Here is an 18750-nt window from a genome sequence, read left to right as displayed (position 1 = left end):
TTCACGCTGATCAGTTGCCCAGGGTACCGAAGCGATAGGTAACATCCAGTCCGTATGTCCTCGGTTCACCCCACTGGCTGATACCCGTGCGGCCAATGCCGCCAAACGCCGGGTCGCCGGCATCGATTTCATAGCCGCCGATCTTGTAGGCTTCATCGGTGAGATTGTTGCCCCACAGAGACACCATCAGGGTGCCGTCACCGAGAGCGATATCGCCGTAGGTCAGGCGCGCATTGATCAGGTCATAGCTCTCCTGGACGAGATCCTGGTTGCCGCTTATTTTCGGCGTCACGTGAATCTTGCCCTGGCCCGCCCAATCTAGGCGGGCGTACAGGCGGCCATTGTCGAAAAACTGCGGAAATGCGTAGTCCAGGGAGATGTGGTAGCTGTCTTTGGGCGTGAACTCGAAGGCCCGGTCGTCGGAAATGTCGGTGATAATACCGGTGAGCGGGTCGAAGGATTCGAATTCGTCATATTCGGCATCGGTATATCCATAGCCGGCATTGATGTTCAGGCCTTCAGTGAGCTGGGCGATCACTTCCACCTCCGCCCCGATGACGGTCGCTTCAGCAGCGTTCTGGATAACGGCGGAAAAACCGACCTGCCCGTTGGGATCGATAGCATTCACCTGGGCCTGCATATCGGTCAGTTCCTGGTAGAAACCGGTGACATTCACCTGCAGCCGGTTTTGCCACCACATGGACTTGGCGCCGAGTTCATAGCTGTCTGTCTCCATGTCGTCATACGGCCCCCACTGCAGGGGGGTAAAGCTGCGGGCATTGAAACCGCCGCTCTTGAAGCCTTTGGCATAGGTAAAGAATGTCATCATATCATCGGTGAAATGATAGGACAGCGACAGGCGTGGCGAGGTATTGGTCGCATCAATCCTGGTGTCGTAGTCGGCCGGGAAGCCGCCATAGGTCTGATTATAGGTGTCGAAGAAAGTGAAGCCGGAATTCAGGTCGGTGGCGGTGCGGCCCGCCTCGCGCTCTTCATCGGTATAGCGCACGCCCCCGGTCACCGCGAATTTATCGGTCACATTCAGGGTAACTTCGGTGAACAGTGCCCAGCTGGTATTGTCGACTTCCGTGGTACTGACCGCATGCGACTGGAATGCGTTGATCTCCTGGTCATTGGTATATTCCCCGTCTTCATTGAAATAGAAGGCGCCCAGTACGAATTCACCAAAGCCGTCGCTGAAACCACCGCTTAACTGGAACTCCTGGCTTACGGACTGGTAGTCGAAGGCATCCTTGGAAATCAGGTAGGCGCTGCTCGCGCCGGTGTTGTTGTTGAGCACGTCACTGTCTACATCGCGGTACGCAGTGATCGACTTGAACGCCATGTCCTGGAACGCCCCGCGGTCGCTCAGGCCAAAGTCCATGGTCAGTGAGTGGGAGAGCAAATCGACTTTGCTGTGGGAGGGACTGTAGGTATGGACCTTGTCGGCATAGTCCTCACGGACATCATCGCCAAACAGGTCGCCCAGTCCCCAGCAGATAATACCCGCTTCAGTCAGGCAGACTGAGCCGCTGGCGGAGGAAATCTGCGGCGCCAGGGGCAGCTCGTCTTTCTCCTGCCAGTCCAGTGCGTAATCAATGGTCACCGTATCGGCTGCTTCCCAGCGCAGGGCCGCACGGACGGCCTGGTTATCCTCGCTCCAGCGATCACCACCCAGGCTGTTCTCCACATAGGGGTCACGGCTTCTGTAGAGATAAGAGACACTGCCCGCCAGGTCGTCGGTAATCGGGAACTCCAGATAGCCCTTGGCATCCCTGCGGTCATAATTGCCGCCGGTGAAAGTCGCGGTCCCGCCCCAGTCGCCACTTGGCTTGCGGGTATGCAACAACACCGCGCCACCCAGGGTATTCTTGCCGTACAGGGTACCCTGCGGTCCGCGCAGCACTTCCACCCGCTCCAGCTCGGCAAGATCAAACAGAGAGCCGATGGATTTGCCGACATAAACCCCGTCGAGATAGATACCCACCATGGGGTCCTCGGTGATGGTGTAATCGGTGCGGCACAGGCCGCGCATACAGATCAACACACCGTCATTACCACTGGTATTGGGCTGGATAATCAGGTTGGGCGTCAACTGGCTGATGTCGCCCACATTGGTAATGCCAATGGCCTCAATTTCCGCCGCGCTGAATGCGGTTACCGATACCGGCACGTCCTGCAGGCTCTCGGCGCGGCGCCGCGCGGTAACGATTACCTCTTCCAGCGCGGTGGCGCGTTCCTCAGCCGCAACCGGCGTTATCCCGGATACCATACTGCCCAATACGATAGCGGTCGCCAGGTATGGCCTTGTACGTGCAAACAGCACTGAGTTGGTTGCTTGTTCTGCTGGTTCTGGCTTGATCATCCGGTGTCTCCCTCAATTACTCTTATCCTGCAAGTGGCTTTCACGGCGCCGACAAGCGGCTGACATTGCGCGAGCCTGTGTGCTGTCGCGCAGCAGTCACAGGCCCATGTGTTACGGTTCCCAGTCTAAAGCGAGTTGCGTCCATGCGGCTTAATAGCCAGTTTCAATAAGGGACAAAGCTGTATGAGAGGAGGACAAGAGGAACGACTGTCAGGAACAGCTTTGCCAGCGACTTTTCCACGGAAAAATGGCGAACGGAATACCGTATAAAAAAACAGGGATAAAACGCCCCGATTGCCGGTCGCCGGCATTGCTGGAGCGCCGCTGTAAGCCAGGGCCTGTTAACACTAACTGGGTTGGCCCTAGTAGATTACCTTGTTGTCCACCAGGCTTTGGTAGCGCTCGTCATCCAGGCCGAGAATACCCTTGAACACCCGATCATTGTCCTGTCCCAGCCAGGGGCCGGGTTTGATATCGGCCTCCGTGCGGCTGGTTTTCACGTAGGCGCCATAGATTGTCTCGTTGAATCCCAGCGGATGGGTCACCTCTATATAGGTGCCCCGGGCTTTGTAATGCGGGCTGTTGAACAGATCGGCCACATTGAGCACCGGCGCCGCAGCAACACCGAGCGCTTGCAGTTTTTCCGCCAGCTGATAGTCATCGAACCCGGCAGTCCATTGCGCTACCTGGGCATGCAGTTCATCGATGTTGTCGAGACGATCGCGCAGGGTGGCGAAGGCCTCCTCGTTAGCCCAGGCCGGTTCGTTCATCGCCGCCTTCAGCGCCAGCCATTCCTCTTCCGAGGGTACGGCCAGGCTGATCCAGCGATCATCGCCGGCACAGGGAAATACCCCGTGGGGTGCCGCCGCGGCCAGCGGGTGCTCATTGCCTTTCGGCCCGGCGCAGCGACCGTTCAGCACGTAATCCATATAGTCCGGGCCAATCATCTGCATGATCGCTTCCTGCTGGGAGAAGTCGATGTGCTGTCCCGCACCGCTATTGCGACGGTGATTGAGGGCGGTAAGAATGGCAAAGGCACTGAAAATACCGACGAAAGGGTCTGAATACGCATTCTCCACCGGTATCGGCCCACCGTTCTTGTAGCCCACCAGGCTGTCCAGCCCGGTGGTGGAAGTCAGGCTGAGGCCGTAGGTGCGAACATTCCTGAAGGGACCGTAGAGCCCGGCCCCGGGCATCGAACAAAGCACGATATCCGCTTTGACCTTGCGCAGCTCAGCGTAGCCAAACCCCATGCTTTCCATCACTCCGGGGCCGAAATTCTCTATCACCACATCAGCGGTAGCAATCAGGTCAAACGCCAGCTGTTTTGCTTCCGGCTCCTTCAGGTTGAGCGACACCGAGCCGTTCCCGGCCCAGCAGGCATGATTGGAGAGGCTGCGATTGAAGCCCGGTTCACCGCCGGCATAGGGCGGCAGGTTGCGCGTCATATCCACCCGCGCCCGGGATTCGATTTTCAGAACCTCGGCGCCGAGAAAAGCCAGCGTCTGGCCGGTCACAGGGCCGGCCCAGACCCAGCCGAAATTGACAACGCGAACACCTTTTAACGGAAGTGCCTTTGCCATGATTGTCGCCTCCTACGGCCTGTTCACACTAACTGGGTTGACCCTAGATGATGGCATCGGACTTGAGCTCCGTGATGTCATCGTCGCTCAAGCCCAGGATCTCGCCATAGACCTCGGCATTGTGTTGCCCCAACAGCGGCGCGGCCGAGAGCGGGCCACCGGGGCTTGCGGGTAACTTGAACGGCGCTCCGAGGTTTTTCACCCTGCCCAGTTCCGGGTGTTCGATATCGACAAAGTAGTCCCGCGCCGCCAGGTGCGGCTGCTCGGCCGCCTCGGCCACGGTAAATACCGCCGTAATGGGGCAGCCCGCCTGCTGGCACTTTTCCATGATTTCCATTTTGTCGTGCTGCATGGTCCATTCTTCGATGAACGGGTAAATCAGGTCGGCATTCTGCGCCCGCGACAGCATGTCATCGAACAGTTCTATATCTGCCCAATCCGGGTTACCCATCACCTTCTTGAGACCCTGCCACTGGCCCACTTCCAGCGCCAGCATCCACACGTGACCATCCTTACAGGGCAAGATGGTCGCCGGTGCGCCCTGGGGCATACCGACACCGGTGCGGCTGTCGAAACGGCCATCCTGGGCATAACCGCCAATATTCTGGCCGCCGACAAATGCGGCGGCGATCGCCTCGGCACAGGAGACATCCAGTTGCTGCCCACCACCCGCCAGTTCGCGTCCATAAACGGCGGCCAGCCCCCAGGAGGCAGCGCTTACAGCGCCAAAGTAGTCGGCAGAAAAGGTCCCGTGCTCCAGCGGCGGCTCTCCCGGCCGACCGCAGTAACGGCTGCTCGCGCCCGACAGATGATAGGCGTTGAGATCGTAGGCATTCCAGCCACTGTAGGGCCCCGTTTGCCCAAAGGGGGTGATAGAGATGACAACGAGGTTTTCATTCACGCTGGAGAGGGTGTCCCAATCCAGGCCCCAATCCAACATTTGCCGCGGCAGGTTATTCTCAATCAGCACGTCGGCCCACTCGAGCAGGCGCAGAAAGAGCTTTTTCCCCGCCGCGGTGGCGACGTCGCAGGTGATACCTCGCTTGTTGCTGTTGTTCACAAAAAACAGGCCGCTCTTTTCCAGGTGGGGTATATCCTGCGGAAAGGGGCCGGTTCTGCGTGCTGCATCCCCTGCTGGCAGTTCCACCTTGATAACATCTGCACCGTAATCACTGAATAATTTGGCGCAGAAGGGGGCCGAAACCATCTGGCCGAAGTCCACGACCTTAATGCCATCTAAAGCTCCACTGGACATACTGATTCCTCGTCTTTCCTGCCTCTTCATGCACGCTGCCTGCTACGGCCGGTCTGTATCACCCTGACCGAGCAAGATCAAATGAACCTGAGCAGATCATCCTGCCTGTTGCTAAAATCCCTCCCCATCCCCGCCGTGTGCACAGCTCGCTCCACAACACCGGTGTTGTAGCTGTAACAGGCGCCATCGGGCATTCTGTCCGCCGTTGCCGGCCGACCACCCGCATTCATATAATCCTGGCGCCTGGACTGCGCCACGAAATAACCTCGCTGCAGAACCTGGGCAGCCTCAAGCCGGTCACCGCAGAACGCTGCCGAGGCCCAGTGATAAAAGCCCTTTTTCAGGGGCTGTCCGGCAAACTCCCGCGGGCTCGCCACACAGTGGGAATCGACCTGCCAGGCATGGATCACAATCCCGTCACGGGCGACACTGATCCGGCTGGTGCTGCCTTTTTCATCGGGTACAGTAATGTCGTAGACCCTTTCCCGGTCGTCCCTCCGCGCATGCGCAAGCGCTAACAGGGCCAGGTCGTACAGATGGGTACAGTTCTGTCCCGGGTCCAACCGGCGACGGCTTTCGCCAGCGGCGGCCCCGATGTGGCAGCCGAGTAGCGGCTGCAGCTGATCGACAGCGCCCGGGCAGGTATTGAACGGGTAGCGAATGGGCTCTGCGACAACATCGGTGACCCGTGCTAATGCATGCACCAGGGTCAACCTGAAGGCGTGGGTGGTATCCTCGAGTTCGGCGCGCACCTGCCCGGCCGAATTCACGAGACGAATGCGACGCCGGTAGACACCGTTCCCGTAGTCGGGATTGTCAAAGGCGAAGCCCCCGTCCGGAGTACTCACCTTCACTACCAACCTTCTGTTCATCAATGCCGCGAGCGCCGGGACGCTACACCTTGAACGGGTCCGCGATGGTGATCTCGGCGTTGTCCAGCACATCCGCGGAAATCAGGTCCTCCAGTGCCCGTGAGTCCAGCCAGTTCATCTGCTGCTGCTTGGCGCGACGGAAAAACAGCTGGATATCGTATTCCATGGTGAAACCGTAGCCACCGTGGATCTGTTCACACTTGGCCGTGGCGTCGCGGTTGGCATTACAGCAGAACAGCTTCGCCATCGGCGCCAGGCGTTCGATCGACTTGCCTTCGCGGTGGGCCCAGGCCGCCTCCCAGACCAGCACCTGGGCGCCGGTAATCTCCACCTGGGCGTCGGCCATATAGTGCGCCAGCGCCTGGAACGAGCCGATGGGCTTGTCAAACTGCTCGCGCTCCTTGGAGTACTGGACGGTGATATCCAGCGCTTTCTGGGCCGCGCCCACCGCGAACGCCGCCTGCAGGATACAGCCGTCCAGCAACACCTGGTGCCAGGTGGCCCAGCCGCCCTCGAGCTGATTGGCAGCGGGCACGGTGACATCGTTGAAGGTCACCTTGTACTGGGTATCGTAGGCCATGGACTGCTGCTGCTCGAGTTCTACTCCGGGAGCATCGATATCGACCAGAAACAGGTCCACTGCGTCGACAGCATCACCGGTTCGCGCCAGCACCAACAGCTTGTGCGCCGCTTTCGCGTAGAACACATGGCGCTTGACGCCATTGAGGGTAAAGCCCTTATCCCCGGCCACGGCGCGCATCTGCACCCCTTCCGGGCTGAAGCTGTTACCGGGCTCCAACCAGGCCGGCGCCACGATCAGTTCGCCACTGCCCAGCTGCGGCAACAACTCACTCTTCTGGTCCTCGCTGCCACCGCGGGCAATAGCCCCCAACGAGATAACCGAACTGACAAAATGCGGACCGGGCGCCAGGCCGCGCCCCAGTTCCTCGTAAATCAGCGCACAGTCGACCATATCCAGGCCGATGCCGCCGTACTCTTCCGGCAGCATGATGCTGAGCAGGCCCATGTCTTTCATCTGTGCCCAGAGGCCGGCGGGAATGCCGATTTCATCATGCTCCATCTCGCGGACAGTCCCGGTGGTACTGTGGTCCTCGACCATGCTGCGCACCATGTCCCGCAGGATGTGCTGCTCTTCAGTAAAATTGAGATCCATTGAACATGCCTCTTTGAAATTTTCTATATCGTGTGTGTTGACGGAGAAATCATTCGTTACCCGGGCGCGCTAGGGTTGCCATCGCTCACCCCTGCGTTGCCAGGGATTGTCAGTGGCATCCGCCGGGATGGCCACCCTGGCCTTGCAGGCGGTCGAGACCTCGCCGCTGACGGAAACCGCCAGCTGCAGGTCCAGCCAGCAACAGCCGCTATCATCTGTGCTGATATTTTCCACCGTGCCGGACATCACCATCAGGTCGCCGGGAAAGACCGAACTGCTCATCTTGAACTTCATCCTGCCCAGGCGACCCTTGGGTCCGGCCCAGTCTGTGACATAGCGCTCGAACCAGGCCGCGTTGTTCGGCGTGTTGATAAATATGTCTTTCACGCCGTTCCTGTTGATGGCGAAGTCCCGGTCGTGATGCATGGGACGCCAGTCGCGGCTGGCCAGGGCACCGAGTACCACCGTCGTCGCAGTGACCGGTACTTCCAGCGCCGGCAATTCATCACCCACCGACACCTGGTCTGCGGTGATTCCCGTGCTTGCTGTTGCCGTCATTGGGCAGGCCTCCGGTATCCGAAACAGGTGTAGATATCAGTGCCGACATGCTCGCCATCCTGGTTCGAGCACTCGACGTCTATGACCCAGAAGCGCCCCGTGCCAACGCGGGTTGTCTTCACCTCACTGACCGACCTGAGCACCTGGAATGTTGTCAGTTTGTCGCCCATTTTTACTGGCTCGCCGAAAATGCTCTCATTGCCGGCGATAATCGCCTCCGGCAGATCCATGATGCGCTTCAGGTCGAAGTGGCTTTGCAGGGCCGTGCGCTCGCCCTCGAAGCCCGGTGACCAGTAATGCGGCCGAAACCAGACAGACAGCATGGTCGGGGGAGCTATCTGCGCGCCCACCAGCTCCTCGGCTACAGCCCTGTCCCAGTACAGCGGGTTGCCGTTCTGTACGGCAGCCAGGGTGTTGTAGACATAGCCCATCTCGATATCAAACTCGGTGTGCTCCTCGTACTGGGGCTTGTCGATCAGGTCCAGCACCTGCTGCGGAATGTCTGGCATTTCATCTGGCATGACGATGGCTCCTCCTACTCGACGCAGCCGCCGGCTTTCAGCGCTGCGATCTCTTCCTGGGCGAAGCCAGCCGCGGACAGCACCTCGTCGGTATTGGTCTCGCCGGCCGCCTGCACATGATGTTCCGGCTGCTGGCGATCACAACCGGCCAGCACCGGGGCCAGTTGGGCGAACGCGCCCTCGGTCGGGTGTCTGGCCTGCATAAAGGTATGACGCGACCTGAAGTGCCGGTCTTCGACGACTTCGGCAATGCTGAGCACGGGTGCGACACAGGTACTCTGGTCAGCCAGGAGTTGGGTCCAGAAATCCCGGGGCCGGGTCAGGAACTTGTCCCGGAACGCGGCTTTCATCTCCTCCTGCAACGCCAGGTCGTACTGGGACTCGTTGAACTGTTCCAGTTCCAGCAAACGGCAGAGGTTGCGGAAAAAGTGAGGCTCGATGGCACCCACCGATACCGCGCCGCCATCACTGGCCTGGTAGACACCGTACCAGGCATAGGCCCCGGTCAATACCGCGCTGTTGGGCCTGGTCTCGACGCCGGTAGCGGTGTACTGGTCCAGGTAGAGTGACATCAGGCTCAACACGCCGTCAGTTGCCGCGACATCCAGGTAGGCCCCCTCGCCGTGGCGAAAACGATGCAGCAGAGCGGAGATAATGGCCATCGCCGCATGCATACCGCCGCCTGCGCTATCGGCCACGGTTGCTCCCGGCATGGCCGGGCGGCCTTCACTGTCGGTACCGCTACAGGCGAGAAACCCACCCATGGCCAGGTAATTGATATCGTGGCCCGCCCATTGCGCATAGGGACCATCCTGGCCATAACCGCTGGTAGAACAGTACACAATCGCGGGATTGTGCTGCCTGATGTCCTCGTAGCCAACGCCCAGGCGGTTTGCCACACCGGGGCGGTAACTCTCCATCACCACATCGACACTGGCCGCGAGTTTGTAAATCGCCGCCTGGCCCTGTTCCGACTTGAGGTCGACCCGGATCTTTTGCATGCCCCGACCCGCGCCGTAGGCGTGATACACGGGATCAATCTGCTTTGCGCCCTGCGCGGCCACCGGTGCAACCTTGATGACCTTCATGCCGTAATCGGCGAGAATACGCGAGGCGCGGGCCGCCGGGCCCACACTAGCCAGATCCAGTATCGTCAACCCTTCGAGAAATGCCATTGCCAGTACCTTTGCGATTTCTAGAAGTTCTTGGGCAGGCCGAGCTTGCGCTTGGCGATAATGTTTTTCTGCACCTCGGATGAGCCGCCGCCGATGGTGTCGATCACCGTGTAGGTGTAACAGCTCTCGGCACGACCATTGACCGGCGCATCCTCGGTACCCAGGGCCAGCTGTGCGCCCGGACCGAGTATGTCCATGGTGGCATTGGCCACCCGCAGTGACAGCTCGGTGGCGTACAATTTGTAGGCGGAGGCCTCGTAGGTGGGCGTCTTGCCGGCAATGGCCGCATCGACAAACTTCACACCCAACAGGCGCGCCACCTCGCACTCGGTGGCCAGTTGCGCCACCCGCTGGCGCACCACCGGGTCGTCCTTCAGCGGCTTGCCATCCCTGGTGTTGTGCTTGACATAGTCACACAGCAGTTTGACCCGGCCGATGATGGGGGAAATGGTGAACAGGGTGAAACGCTCGATATCCAGCGCCTCGGCGATGTACTGAAAGCCCTTGTTCTCCTCCCCCACCATGTAGTCGTCGTGAACGAATACATTGTCAAAAAATACACCGTTGGTGCGCTCCCCGCCCATCGTGGGCATGGGGTGAATCGTCAGGCCCGGGTCGTCCATGCGAACCAGGAACAGGGAGATGCCGAAATGCTTTTTGACATCAGGGTTGGTACGGGCACCTACCCAGTACCAGTCGGCAAAGTGCGCCGAGGTGGTAAATATCTTCTGGCCGTTCAGTACCCAGCCATCACCCTTGCGCTCCGCCTTGAGCCGCATGGCCGCCGCGTCAGAGCCTGCATTGGGCTCGGAATAGCCGACGGCAAATTCGATTTCCGCGTTGAGGATCTTCGGCAGGAATTCTTTTTTCAGTTTCTCCGAGCCGACATTGATCAGCGTCTTGCCGACAATGCCCACCCCCTTGCCGATCTGGGACGCACCCACGGATGACAGTTTTTCATTCAACAGGAATTCGTAGAAACCCTCGCCGTCCTGGCCACCGTATTCCTTGGGCCAGGTGATACCCAGCCAGCCCTTTTCCGCTATCTTCTTCATGAAGGCGCGGCGCTCCGGTGTATCACAGACCTGGGCCATGTTCTCCCGGGTTACGTCCATGACATCGATATGCCGGTTCTCCTCGAGAAACTCGTCGACCTCGCGCAGGAACTGGCACTCTTCTTCAGAAAATTCAAAATTCATGACATCTATCTCTGTAGTGATTTATTACCAGGCTGTTATCCATACTAGCCAGTGACACAGGCTTTATCAGTGGCAAGGCAAGTCCCAAGCGGACGAAACAATGTCAGATAGGGACAGTGCCGCCGCTGCGGGTAGCGACTCTCTGCGGCACCCGGCTCAGGCTTGCTGCTTTAGCTGGCCCGGGCCCAGGGCGCCGGACTCCCGGAGGGACTGAATGCGATTGTCGCCATAGCCCAGCACATCTCGCAGTACCTCTTCGGTGTGCTGACCGACGGTGGGCGCCCTGGACGGCACCGGCAACTCCTCGCCGGCAAAGTGCACCGGAAACGCCAGCATGTCGGCGCCGTGCTCCTCGTGCGGCAGGATTTTGAAGCGGGCCTTGAACTGTGGATCATCGACGATATTGGCGGAGGTATTGACCGGGGCGATAGGCGTATTCACATCAGAGCTGAATTGCAGCCATTCCTGGGAAGTCCTGGTCCGGAAGATATCCCGCAACTCGGCCTGCAGTTCGCGATTGCCGGGGGCGTGGTCGGCGTACCTGGAACCGGGCCACTTTTCGAACAGATCCATACGCCCCACGCCTTCGCAGAAGTTCTTCCAGAAGGCCTGCTCCGACGCCATGAACAGCACATGGCCATCAGCGGACTCATAGAGCTGGTAACGGACGCCCATTTTCATACCCGCGGTGCCCACCGGCCGCCGCTTGTAACCGTCTGCCTTGTTGCCGGTGACCACATCCTCCGGCCGGGCATACGCCATATGACTCTCGATGCGGTACCAGTCGAAAAACGCCGCCGCGTCACTCTGCCCCAGTTCCATTTCACAGCCGACACCTGTTTCACGCGCCCGCAATACGCCGGCCAGCATGGCCAGGCCACCGAAGAAGGGCGCAGCGGCGATCCCCACTGAAATGTGTTCGGGGATGTAACAAAAGCCTTCCTCGTCATAAGCCGGCGTCACCGCGCCGGCCCAGGTGTCGTAGGCAATCCCGTGGGACGGCATGCGCTGATAGGGACCGGTGGCGCCATAGCCGGATATGTTGATGAACACAATTTCCGGGTTCACTTTCCTCAGGTCCTCAAAACCGAGGCCCAACCTGGCCAGGGCGCCGGGGCGCATGGTTTCCACCACCACGTCGGCGTCCTTGACCAGTTCCTTGTAGATTTCCCTGCCCTCCTCCGTTTTCAGGTCGAGCACCATGCTCTTCTTGCCGCGGTTGAGGTGGTAGTGCATCAGCGAGGTACCCTCGATGATGGGCCAGGTCATCTCGCGGATATAATCGCCCGCCGGGGATTCCACCTTGATGACTTCGGCACCCAGGTCGGCAAAACAGGTGGTCAGGGCAGCTGGCCCTAACAGGGAGCTTTCGATAATTCGCAGGTCGGCCAGGGGGGGATGACAATCACTCATGCGAGAGGTTCCTTTCAGTTCGCCTATCCGTCAACGCTCTCCTGCATTGCATGAAGGAGACGCGCCAAATTACCTGTTCAAGATTAAGCGATTAACGGGAAATTAACTCGCAAGACTCAGTGCAGTTCAGGCCGATGATATGTCATATTCGGCCAGATGCAGATCAGGGCTCGTCCGGGGCCTGGATCACCCCTGCATCCAGCAGCCGGGAGAATTCACCCTCGCCCAGGCCCAGCAACTGGCAGAATACCGCGTGGTTGTCCTGCCCCCTGCCGCGACCGGCGTGGGGTGTCCTGCCCGGGGTTCCCAGCAGGCCCAGCGGCAGGCCGGGGGCGATCACAGTGCCCTTTTTCTCGTGGGCGATTTCCTCGAAGAACTGCCGCGCGTGCAGATGCGGGTCCCGCAGCCACTGGTCCTCGACATGCTGAGCCACCCCGGCGGCAATACCGGCTGCCTGCAGGCTGTGCATCACCTCGTAGGGGTCCCGGGTTCGCGTCCACTGTTCGATGCCGCGATCGAGCAGGTCGTGATTGGCCAGCCGGCCCGACAGCGAGTTGAATTGCGGGTCGTCAATCCACTCCGGCTTCTCCAGCAGGCGGCAGAAGTCCTGCCACTGGGCGTCACTGGCGATGGTAATGGCGCACCACCTGTCATCGTTGCCACTGTCATCACGGCAGCGGTAGACCCCCTGCGGCGCCATGTACAGTGAGCGATTCCCGATCTTGGCCGGCTCGACGTCATCCACCAGTACTTCCAGCAGCACATCTCCAATCGATGCCACTGTCGCTTCCAACTGGGAAATATTGACCTGCTGCCCGCGACCGCTCTTGCGCCGGTACTCAAGAGCGCAAAGAATGGCAAACAGCCCGTACAGGGCCGCCAGGGGGTCGGGATAGGCGAACTGGGTCATGGTGCATTCGCGATGGGGAAAGCCGGACAGGCCGGACAGCCCCGACAGGGTCTCCAGGTTGGGTCCCCAGGAGATGTAGCTGGCGTCGGGGCCAGAATTGCCATAACCCGTGCTGCTGCACAGGATCAACTCCGGTTTCAGGCGCACCAGCGACTCAAAGCCCAGGCCGAGCTTGTCGAGCACCCCGTTGGCGTTGTTGTCAATCACGATATCGCTTTCCGCGATCAGTTCTCTGGCGAGATTCGCGCCCTCTGGCCGGGTCAGGTCCAGGGAGACACAGCGCTTGCCCGCATTCCAGTCGGTCAACCAGGGAGACAGCTGTGACTGGACACCCAACTCCGGCGCTTTCGGCGGCACAAAGAGCCGGGACACATCCGGATAGTCCTTCGATTCGACCTTGATGACATCCGCCCCGCAATAGGCCATCAGGCGCCCGATCCAGGGGCCTGCCATACCGGCGGTAAATTCGACCACCCGCAGGCCGGCCAGCGCCTGCTCCTTTGCCCTGTCCGCTCCCGGCGCCGGCTTGTACCGTCCGCGCGCCTGGGCCGTATTCGCAGCGTCGCCACCCGGCGCCCTGAACTGGTGGTTATGCTCGCCGGCGCCCGGTGCAGGGGATTGCAGTCGCCAGGGGGTGGCGGAGAACCGGTAGGGTGGACCGGGAAAACGCAGCACGCCCCTGTCACCGTGATCCACAGCGACGTAAAAGCCCCGTGCATTGAGGTGGGGGTCCGCGGCAATACCGTGCGCCGTACTCAGGGGCGTTACCGCCAGGTGCCGCCGCTGGCCCTCGCGGTAAAACTCCTCCACGGTAAACTGCCCGGTCAGCTCGGCAATAAATATATCCAGCAACTCGCGATAGGGCTGGCGCATCGACGAGGGCCCGTCGAACATGGGGTCGAGCACTTCCTGGTTGCCACTGACCTCATTCACCCAGCGCGCCAGCACCTGCCAGTGCTTCGGCCGATTGACCATGATATAGACACTGCCGTCCTTGCAGGGATAGGTGCCCGAGGGAACCGATGCGAACAGGCCGGTACCGAAGCGATTGGAAATAATCCCGTCCTCCAGCCACTTGCCGACGCCGCAGATGCTGGTCACCGCAAGCATGGTCTTCTGGATGGAGATATCAACCTGCTGCCCCCTGCCGGTAGCGCGGCTGTGATGCAGGGCAATCATGCTGCTGATCGCCGCCATGGTGGAAGCCATCACAAAGGCCTGGGAACCCGCGAGCTTGACCGGCGGGTCTTCCGGAAAACCGGTCACCACCATCGCCCCCCCGAGCGCACTGGCGACGATCTCGGAGGTCCTGTAGTCCCGGTGCGGACCCGATTGGCCAAAGCCGGTTATCGACGTGAATACCAGCCCGGGCTGGTCGGCGCGCAACACATCGAAGGAAAGATTGAGGCCAGCCAGCATGCCTGGCGGCATGCTTTCCAGCAGCAGGTCCGCGCTTTCAACCAGGCCCCGCAACTGCTGCTGGCCCTCTACAGTAGTGATATCGAGTGTGACACTCTTCTTGTTGCTGTTGGCATAGAGAAAGGGCAGGCTGGAACCAGCCTCGGCACGGCCGTGCAAAAAAGGGGGAATCAGGCGGTCCGGGTCACCCCCGGGGGGCTCCACTTTAATGACCTCGGCACCCATATCGGCCAGCAGCTTGCCGCAATAGCTGCCCTTGTGGTCGCAGATTTCGACCACCCGGATTCCCGCCAGGGCGGTGTCCGGCTGCTGGCTCGTCATTCCCGGTAGTCGGTCAGTTTCTTACCCGTCCAGCCCTTGAATGCCCGGCGGAAATTACTCACGCTGTTGTAACCGAGCAGATAGCCGATTTCTTTCGGGGTCAGTGAGGTGTGCTGGAGGTACTGCAGGGCGAGATCCTTGCGGGTATCATCCAGGATCTGCTGGTAGGTCAGGTTCTCCTGCACCAGGCGCCGGCGCAGGGTCCGGGAGCCCATGTTCAGGCGCCGGGACATCTCCTCCAGGGTGGGGAATTCGCCCGGGTTCTTGACCAGCGCCTTGCGAATCTTGCTGGATAACAGATCAGCATCCGCCATCTGGTCGATCAGCATCTTGCACTGCTGCTCGCAAAGCTTGCAGACTTCCTCGTTGGCCAGGCTGATCTGGTTATCCTGACTGTTGACATCCCACAGAATCAAATTGCGCGGCTGGTCGAAATACATCGGGCAGTCGAAACGCTGGCGATAGACCTCGATATCGTCGGGCTCGGGATAGGTCACCCGGATTTCCAGCACCGGAAAAGGCTTGTTGGTCAGGTCGGCCGCCAGCCCGCAGGTACGACTGATAAACTCCTCCACCGCAAAAGGCACCAGTTCCCCCAGGGGAAACGTCTCCTTGAGTTCGGTGCACCAGCGATCCTCGGTAACAACCGTGGAGGGCAACAGGATATGCTCGACCAGGGCGTCGTAGCGCGAGAACAATTCCCGCGAGTGGGCCAGGTTGGAAGCGCTCAGGGCGGCATAGCCAAGGACACCCAGATTGCTGATCTTGAATTCATCGCCCAGGGCGAGGCCGATATGGGGGTCTTCCGTGAGGCGAATGATATTGCCGATAATCGCGCGGTACTGGTCGGGCCTGGGGGAAAACTGCTCGCTGCCAATCTGCGCCTGGTCCAGGCCGGTCCCTTCCAGTACCTGCTCCGGGGAAAAACCACGGCTTTGCATGCGCTCCAGATAGAAGCTGAATTTATTATTGGTTTTGAGATGAGTACCCTGCATGATCACCAGATCTTACCTGAAAATCAGCGCACGATGAAAGTCCTGCAGAAACGCAGGAGAGCCCGGCGATGGCGACACACGGGACCCTAGTGCGCCCGGGGTTCAGGCACTCAAGCGGGCCTTGACCGTGCGCCGCAACAGTTTCCCGGTTTCGTTGTAGGGCAGTTCATCCCAGAACTGCACCAGTTGGGGCACGCGGGAACTGCGCATCCGCTCTTTTACCCAGTTCTGCAGCTCCTCTGCGACCACACTCTGGCCGGTTTTCACCACCACCGCCGCCGCAACCGCCTCGCCCCATTGTTCGTCAGGCACGCCCACGACCGCCACATCACTGACCGCCCCGTGTTCGAGCAGTACATCCTCGATTTCACCGGGTGACATATTTTCACCCCCGCGCACGATCACGTCATCGGCCCGGCCCTCCAGGAACAGAAAACCCTCCGCATCCAGGGAGCCGGCGTCCCGGGTGGGGAACCAGCCCTCCGCGTCCAGCAGGCTGCCCTTGCCGACATATTCACCGGACACCTGCTCGCCCCGCACGTAGATTTCGCCACGCTCTCCCGCGGCCAGCGTCCTGCCCTCGTCGTCGCGAATTTCCACTTCCACCCCGGGCAGCGGCCTGCCCACGGAAACCAGCCTGCGCCGCACCGCCTGATCTTCGCTGGCAGCGGCGTCCCGGTGGTCCTGGGGACCCAGCACGGCAATGGTAGAACTGGTCTCGGTCAAGCCGTAGGCGTTGGTAAAATCGGCATTGGGCAGCAACTGCATGGCCCGCTCGATCACCGCCAGGGGCATCTTGCCGCCGCCGTAGGCCAGGGCCCGCAAACTCGGCAGGCTTGCCGACGGGTCGTCGCCCAATGAATCAACAATCCGCGCCAGCATGGTCGGCACCACGAAGGCATTGGTGACCTTCTCCCGGTTGACCAGGGCGATCCAGTCCCCGGCGGTAAAATTCGCCAACTGCACGACTCGGCGGCCAGAGTAAACAGAGCTCAGCACTGCCGAGATGCCCGCGATATGGTAGGGCGGCACGCAACCCAGGGAGGCCTCCTCCTCCGTCGCCGACATGAACTCGACGGATCCGAGAATATAGGACACCAGGTGCTTCTGCCGTAGCACCGCCGCTTTCGGCGCACCGGTGGTGCCACTGGTAAACAGCAGCACCCCGGTGTCCTCCTGATCCATGGACCAGGGCTGCGCCAGGATTTCACCGGACCTGGCCCTGGACAGGAAGTCCTCACGGGTACAGACCTGCACATTCTCATGGCCACTGAAATCCCTGGCGCGATCCGCTTCGGTTATCAGCAAGCACGGCTCGACGCGCTCCAGCAAGGCTTTGATCTCGTGAGGCGTCAGGCGATAGTTGATGGGGACGTAGGGAACGCCGGCCCAGGCACAGGCAAACAAGGCAACCGGCATCGCCAGGCTGGTAACATCCAGCATCGCGACATAGTCGCAGCCGGACTGCCTGATCTCGGCAGCGGCAGCGCCGGCCGCATCATACAGTTCCTGGTAAGTGAGCGAGTCATCTCCATTGGTGAAGGCCACACGGTCGCCAAAACCCTGTGCGGCCATCTCCAGTAGCATCATTACGTTCATCTGCTTTCCCCGATTATGCTATGGGCCGGTGGTACCTAGTCGGAAGAAGGCAGTGCCTTTGCTTCCTTGAGCACCAGTGCTTCGCCGCCGACCGCCAGAGAACCGTCACCCGGCTTGACGCAGAGCAATTCCAGGTCACCCGCTGCATTAACATAGCGCTTGCCGAGCAGGGTGCCGTCGGCGTGGGCAGCATCGACAGTGCCGCCCTCGGCCGTGTCGGCACTGCCGATCATCGATGCTCCACCACAGGTCACGTCAATCTCGCCACCGGGAGCAGCAATAACCATGACTTCCGTTGCGCACACTGCGCTCTTCATTCGCGTACCCGCTTTCAGTTCAGCCATCTCGAATTACCTCTTGTGAAATAAAGTCCCTATACCCGCTTGGTCGGCTCGATACCGGTCAAGCGCGCCAGGTTAAGACCCAGGATATTGGCCTTGTCGTCGGTGCTCAGTTGCTGGTAGCCCCACTTTTCCTGCAGCTCCTCCGGCATGTCGAAGTCGCGAATGTAGTCCACGACCCGCGCCAGGTCGTCGAAGGGCAGGTCAAAGCCAAGCACAATCTGTTCCGAAGGCATCCACTGCAGTGCTGTACCAATCGCGTGGTAGCCGCGATAGGGCGCGCGCTGGTACCAGCCGATAATACCCGAAATGCTCATATACAGGTTCTTGTGCTTACCACACAGGCCAATCAGCTCCTCGGTATCTGGCCAGCCGGCGTGGTAGGCAATGATATTCAGGTCCGGGAAGGCCAGGCAGACATCGTCCAACTGCCTGGTTTCACAGTGGCTGCCAGGCTGCGGATTGACGTAGGCCGCACCAGTGTGAATGGTCAGTGGCACCCCGAGTTCCTGGGCCTTTTCATAGAAGGGCCACAGGCGACGGTCGTTGATCGGGCCCTCGTCCTCCGGCTGGTATATCTTGCTCAACTTGGCGCCGCGCTCCGTGTGCAGGTACTCCAGCTCCCAGATCGCATTCTCCAGGCCGCGCTTGATAATGGGGCCACAGTTGGACTCCAGGTACATCCGCCCCGGGTAGGGCTCGATCTGCTGCATCATAAAACCGTTGGTCGACATGGAGACACTGCCGCCGGAAATATCCATCATCGGTTCACGCAAACAGAATGCGACGTCGACATTGGCCTCGTCCATGTATTTGATCAGGGCCTGCGCCGTGGGCTCGGGCCACTCGTCGTCCAGACTGCGCCCGGCCCAGGCTTTCAGTACGCCGCTGACACTGGCACCGAAGCGATGCATTTGCGGGTAATAATCGATCTCAGACATGGTCTGGGGATTCATGAAGTGAAACTCGGTGAGTGCTACAAAGTAATCCTGTTCAGCCATCGTGGGTTCCTTTTCTGTTGCTACAGCTTGCCTGTGATACAGCGCTCAT

General features: G+C 60.1%; 15 protein-coding genes. All 15 read right to left on the bottom strand.

From position 1 onward, the window contains the following. Positions 1–10: 10 nt before the first annotated feature. Complete coding sequence (locus tag DWB85_RS14505; protein WP_162846143.1) at positions 11–2326, bottom strand: TonB-dependent receptor; 2316 nt, start codon at positions 2324–2326, stop codon at positions 11–13. 401 nt (positions 2327–2727) lie between these two features. Beyond that, positions 2728–3948, bottom strand: coding sequence for a CaiB/BaiF CoA transferase family protein (locus tag DWB85_RS14500; protein ID WP_117956058.1), 1221 nt, complete (start codon positions 3946–3948; stop codon positions 2728–2730). A 43-nt stretch (positions 3949–3991) separates the two neighbouring features. Continuing rightward, positions 3992–5203 carry a CaiB/BaiF CoA transferase family protein gene (locus DWB85_RS14495; protein ID WP_162846142.1) on the bottom strand — a complete coding sequence of 404 codons (1212 nt, stop codon included), beginning with the start codon at positions 5201–5203 and terminating at the stop codon, positions 3992–3994. A gap of 77 nt (positions 5204–5280) precedes the next feature. Further along, positions 5281–6057, bottom strand: coding sequence for a DUF2889 domain-containing protein (locus DWB85_RS14490; RefSeq protein ID WP_162846141.1), 777 nt, complete (start codon positions 6055–6057; stop codon positions 5281–5283). Positions 6058–6097: 40 nt separating this feature from the next. Continuing rightward, positions 6098–7249, bottom strand: a complete 1152-nt coding sequence (locus tag DWB85_RS14485) for an acyl-CoA dehydrogenase family protein (protein WP_117956051.1) — start codon at positions 7247–7249, stop codon at positions 6098–6100. 69 nt (positions 7250–7318) lie between these two features. Further along, positions 7319–7807, bottom strand: coding sequence for a hotdog family protein (locus DWB85_RS14480; RefSeq protein WP_117956048.1), 489 nt, complete (start codon positions 7805–7807; stop codon positions 7319–7321). Then, positions 7804–8328: an FAS1-like dehydratase domain-containing protein gene (locus tag DWB85_RS14475; protein ID WP_117956046.1), complete on the bottom strand. Its 525-nt coding sequence runs from the start codon at positions 8326–8328 to the stop codon at positions 7804–7806. The genes DWB85_RS14480 and DWB85_RS14475 overlap by 4 nt, the downstream gene beginning before the upstream one ends. A 14-nt stretch (positions 8329–8342) precedes the next feature. Further along, positions 8343–9503 (bottom strand): CaiB/BaiF CoA transferase family protein, encoded by a 1161-nt coding sequence (locus tag DWB85_RS14470; protein WP_117956044.1) that lies wholly within the window; start codon positions 9501–9503, stop codon positions 8343–8345. 20 nt (positions 9504–9523) lie between these two features. Beyond that, positions 9524–10702, bottom strand: a complete 1179-nt coding sequence (locus DWB85_RS14465; RefSeq protein ID WP_117956042.1) for an acyl-CoA dehydrogenase family protein — start codon at positions 10700–10702, stop codon at positions 9524–9526. A gap of 156 nt (positions 10703–10858) precedes the next feature. Further along, the gene (locus DWB85_RS14460) at positions 10859–12115 is read right to left on the bottom strand and encodes a CaiB/BaiF CoA transferase family protein (RefSeq protein WP_117956039.1); all 1257 of its coding nucleotides are present in this window, start codon (positions 12113–12115) and stop codon (positions 10859–10861) included. 163 nt (positions 12116–12278) lie between these two features. After that, the gene (locus tag DWB85_RS14455; protein ID WP_117956037.1) at positions 12279–14765 is read right to left on the bottom strand and encodes a CaiB/BaiF CoA transferase family protein; all 2487 of its coding nucleotides are present in this window, start codon (positions 14763–14765) and stop codon (positions 12279–12281) included. Beyond that, entirely contained in the window at positions 14762–15760 is a 999-nt protein-coding gene (locus tag DWB85_RS14450) for an AraC family transcriptional regulator (RefSeq protein WP_133300628.1), read from the bottom strand. The genes DWB85_RS14455 and DWB85_RS14450 overlap by 4 nt, the downstream gene beginning before the upstream one ends. Before the next feature lie 102 nt (positions 15761–15862). Beyond that, entirely contained in the window at positions 15863–17359 is a 1497-nt protein-coding gene (locus DWB85_RS14445; protein WP_117956032.1) for a class I adenylate-forming enzyme family protein, read from the bottom strand. 35 nt (positions 17360–17394) lie between these two features. Next, positions 17395–17703, bottom strand: coding sequence for a hypothetical protein (locus DWB85_RS14440; protein WP_205422751.1), 309 nt, complete (start codon positions 17701–17703; stop codon positions 17395–17397). A gap of 29 nt (positions 17704–17732) precedes the next feature. Beyond that, positions 17733–18701, bottom strand: a complete 969-nt coding sequence (locus tag DWB85_RS14435; protein ID WP_117956030.1) for an amidohydrolase family protein — start codon at positions 18699–18701, stop codon at positions 17733–17735. Positions 18702–18750: the final 49 nt, after the last annotated feature.

The organism is Seongchinamella sediminis (assembly GCF_003457605.1).
GTDB lineage: Bacteria > Pseudomonadota > Gammaproteobacteria > Pseudomonadales > Halieaceae > Halioglobus > Halioglobus sediminis.
The sequence above is the reverse complement of the archived record's forward strand: the minus strand, read 5'-3'. Positions and strand labels throughout refer to the sequence as shown.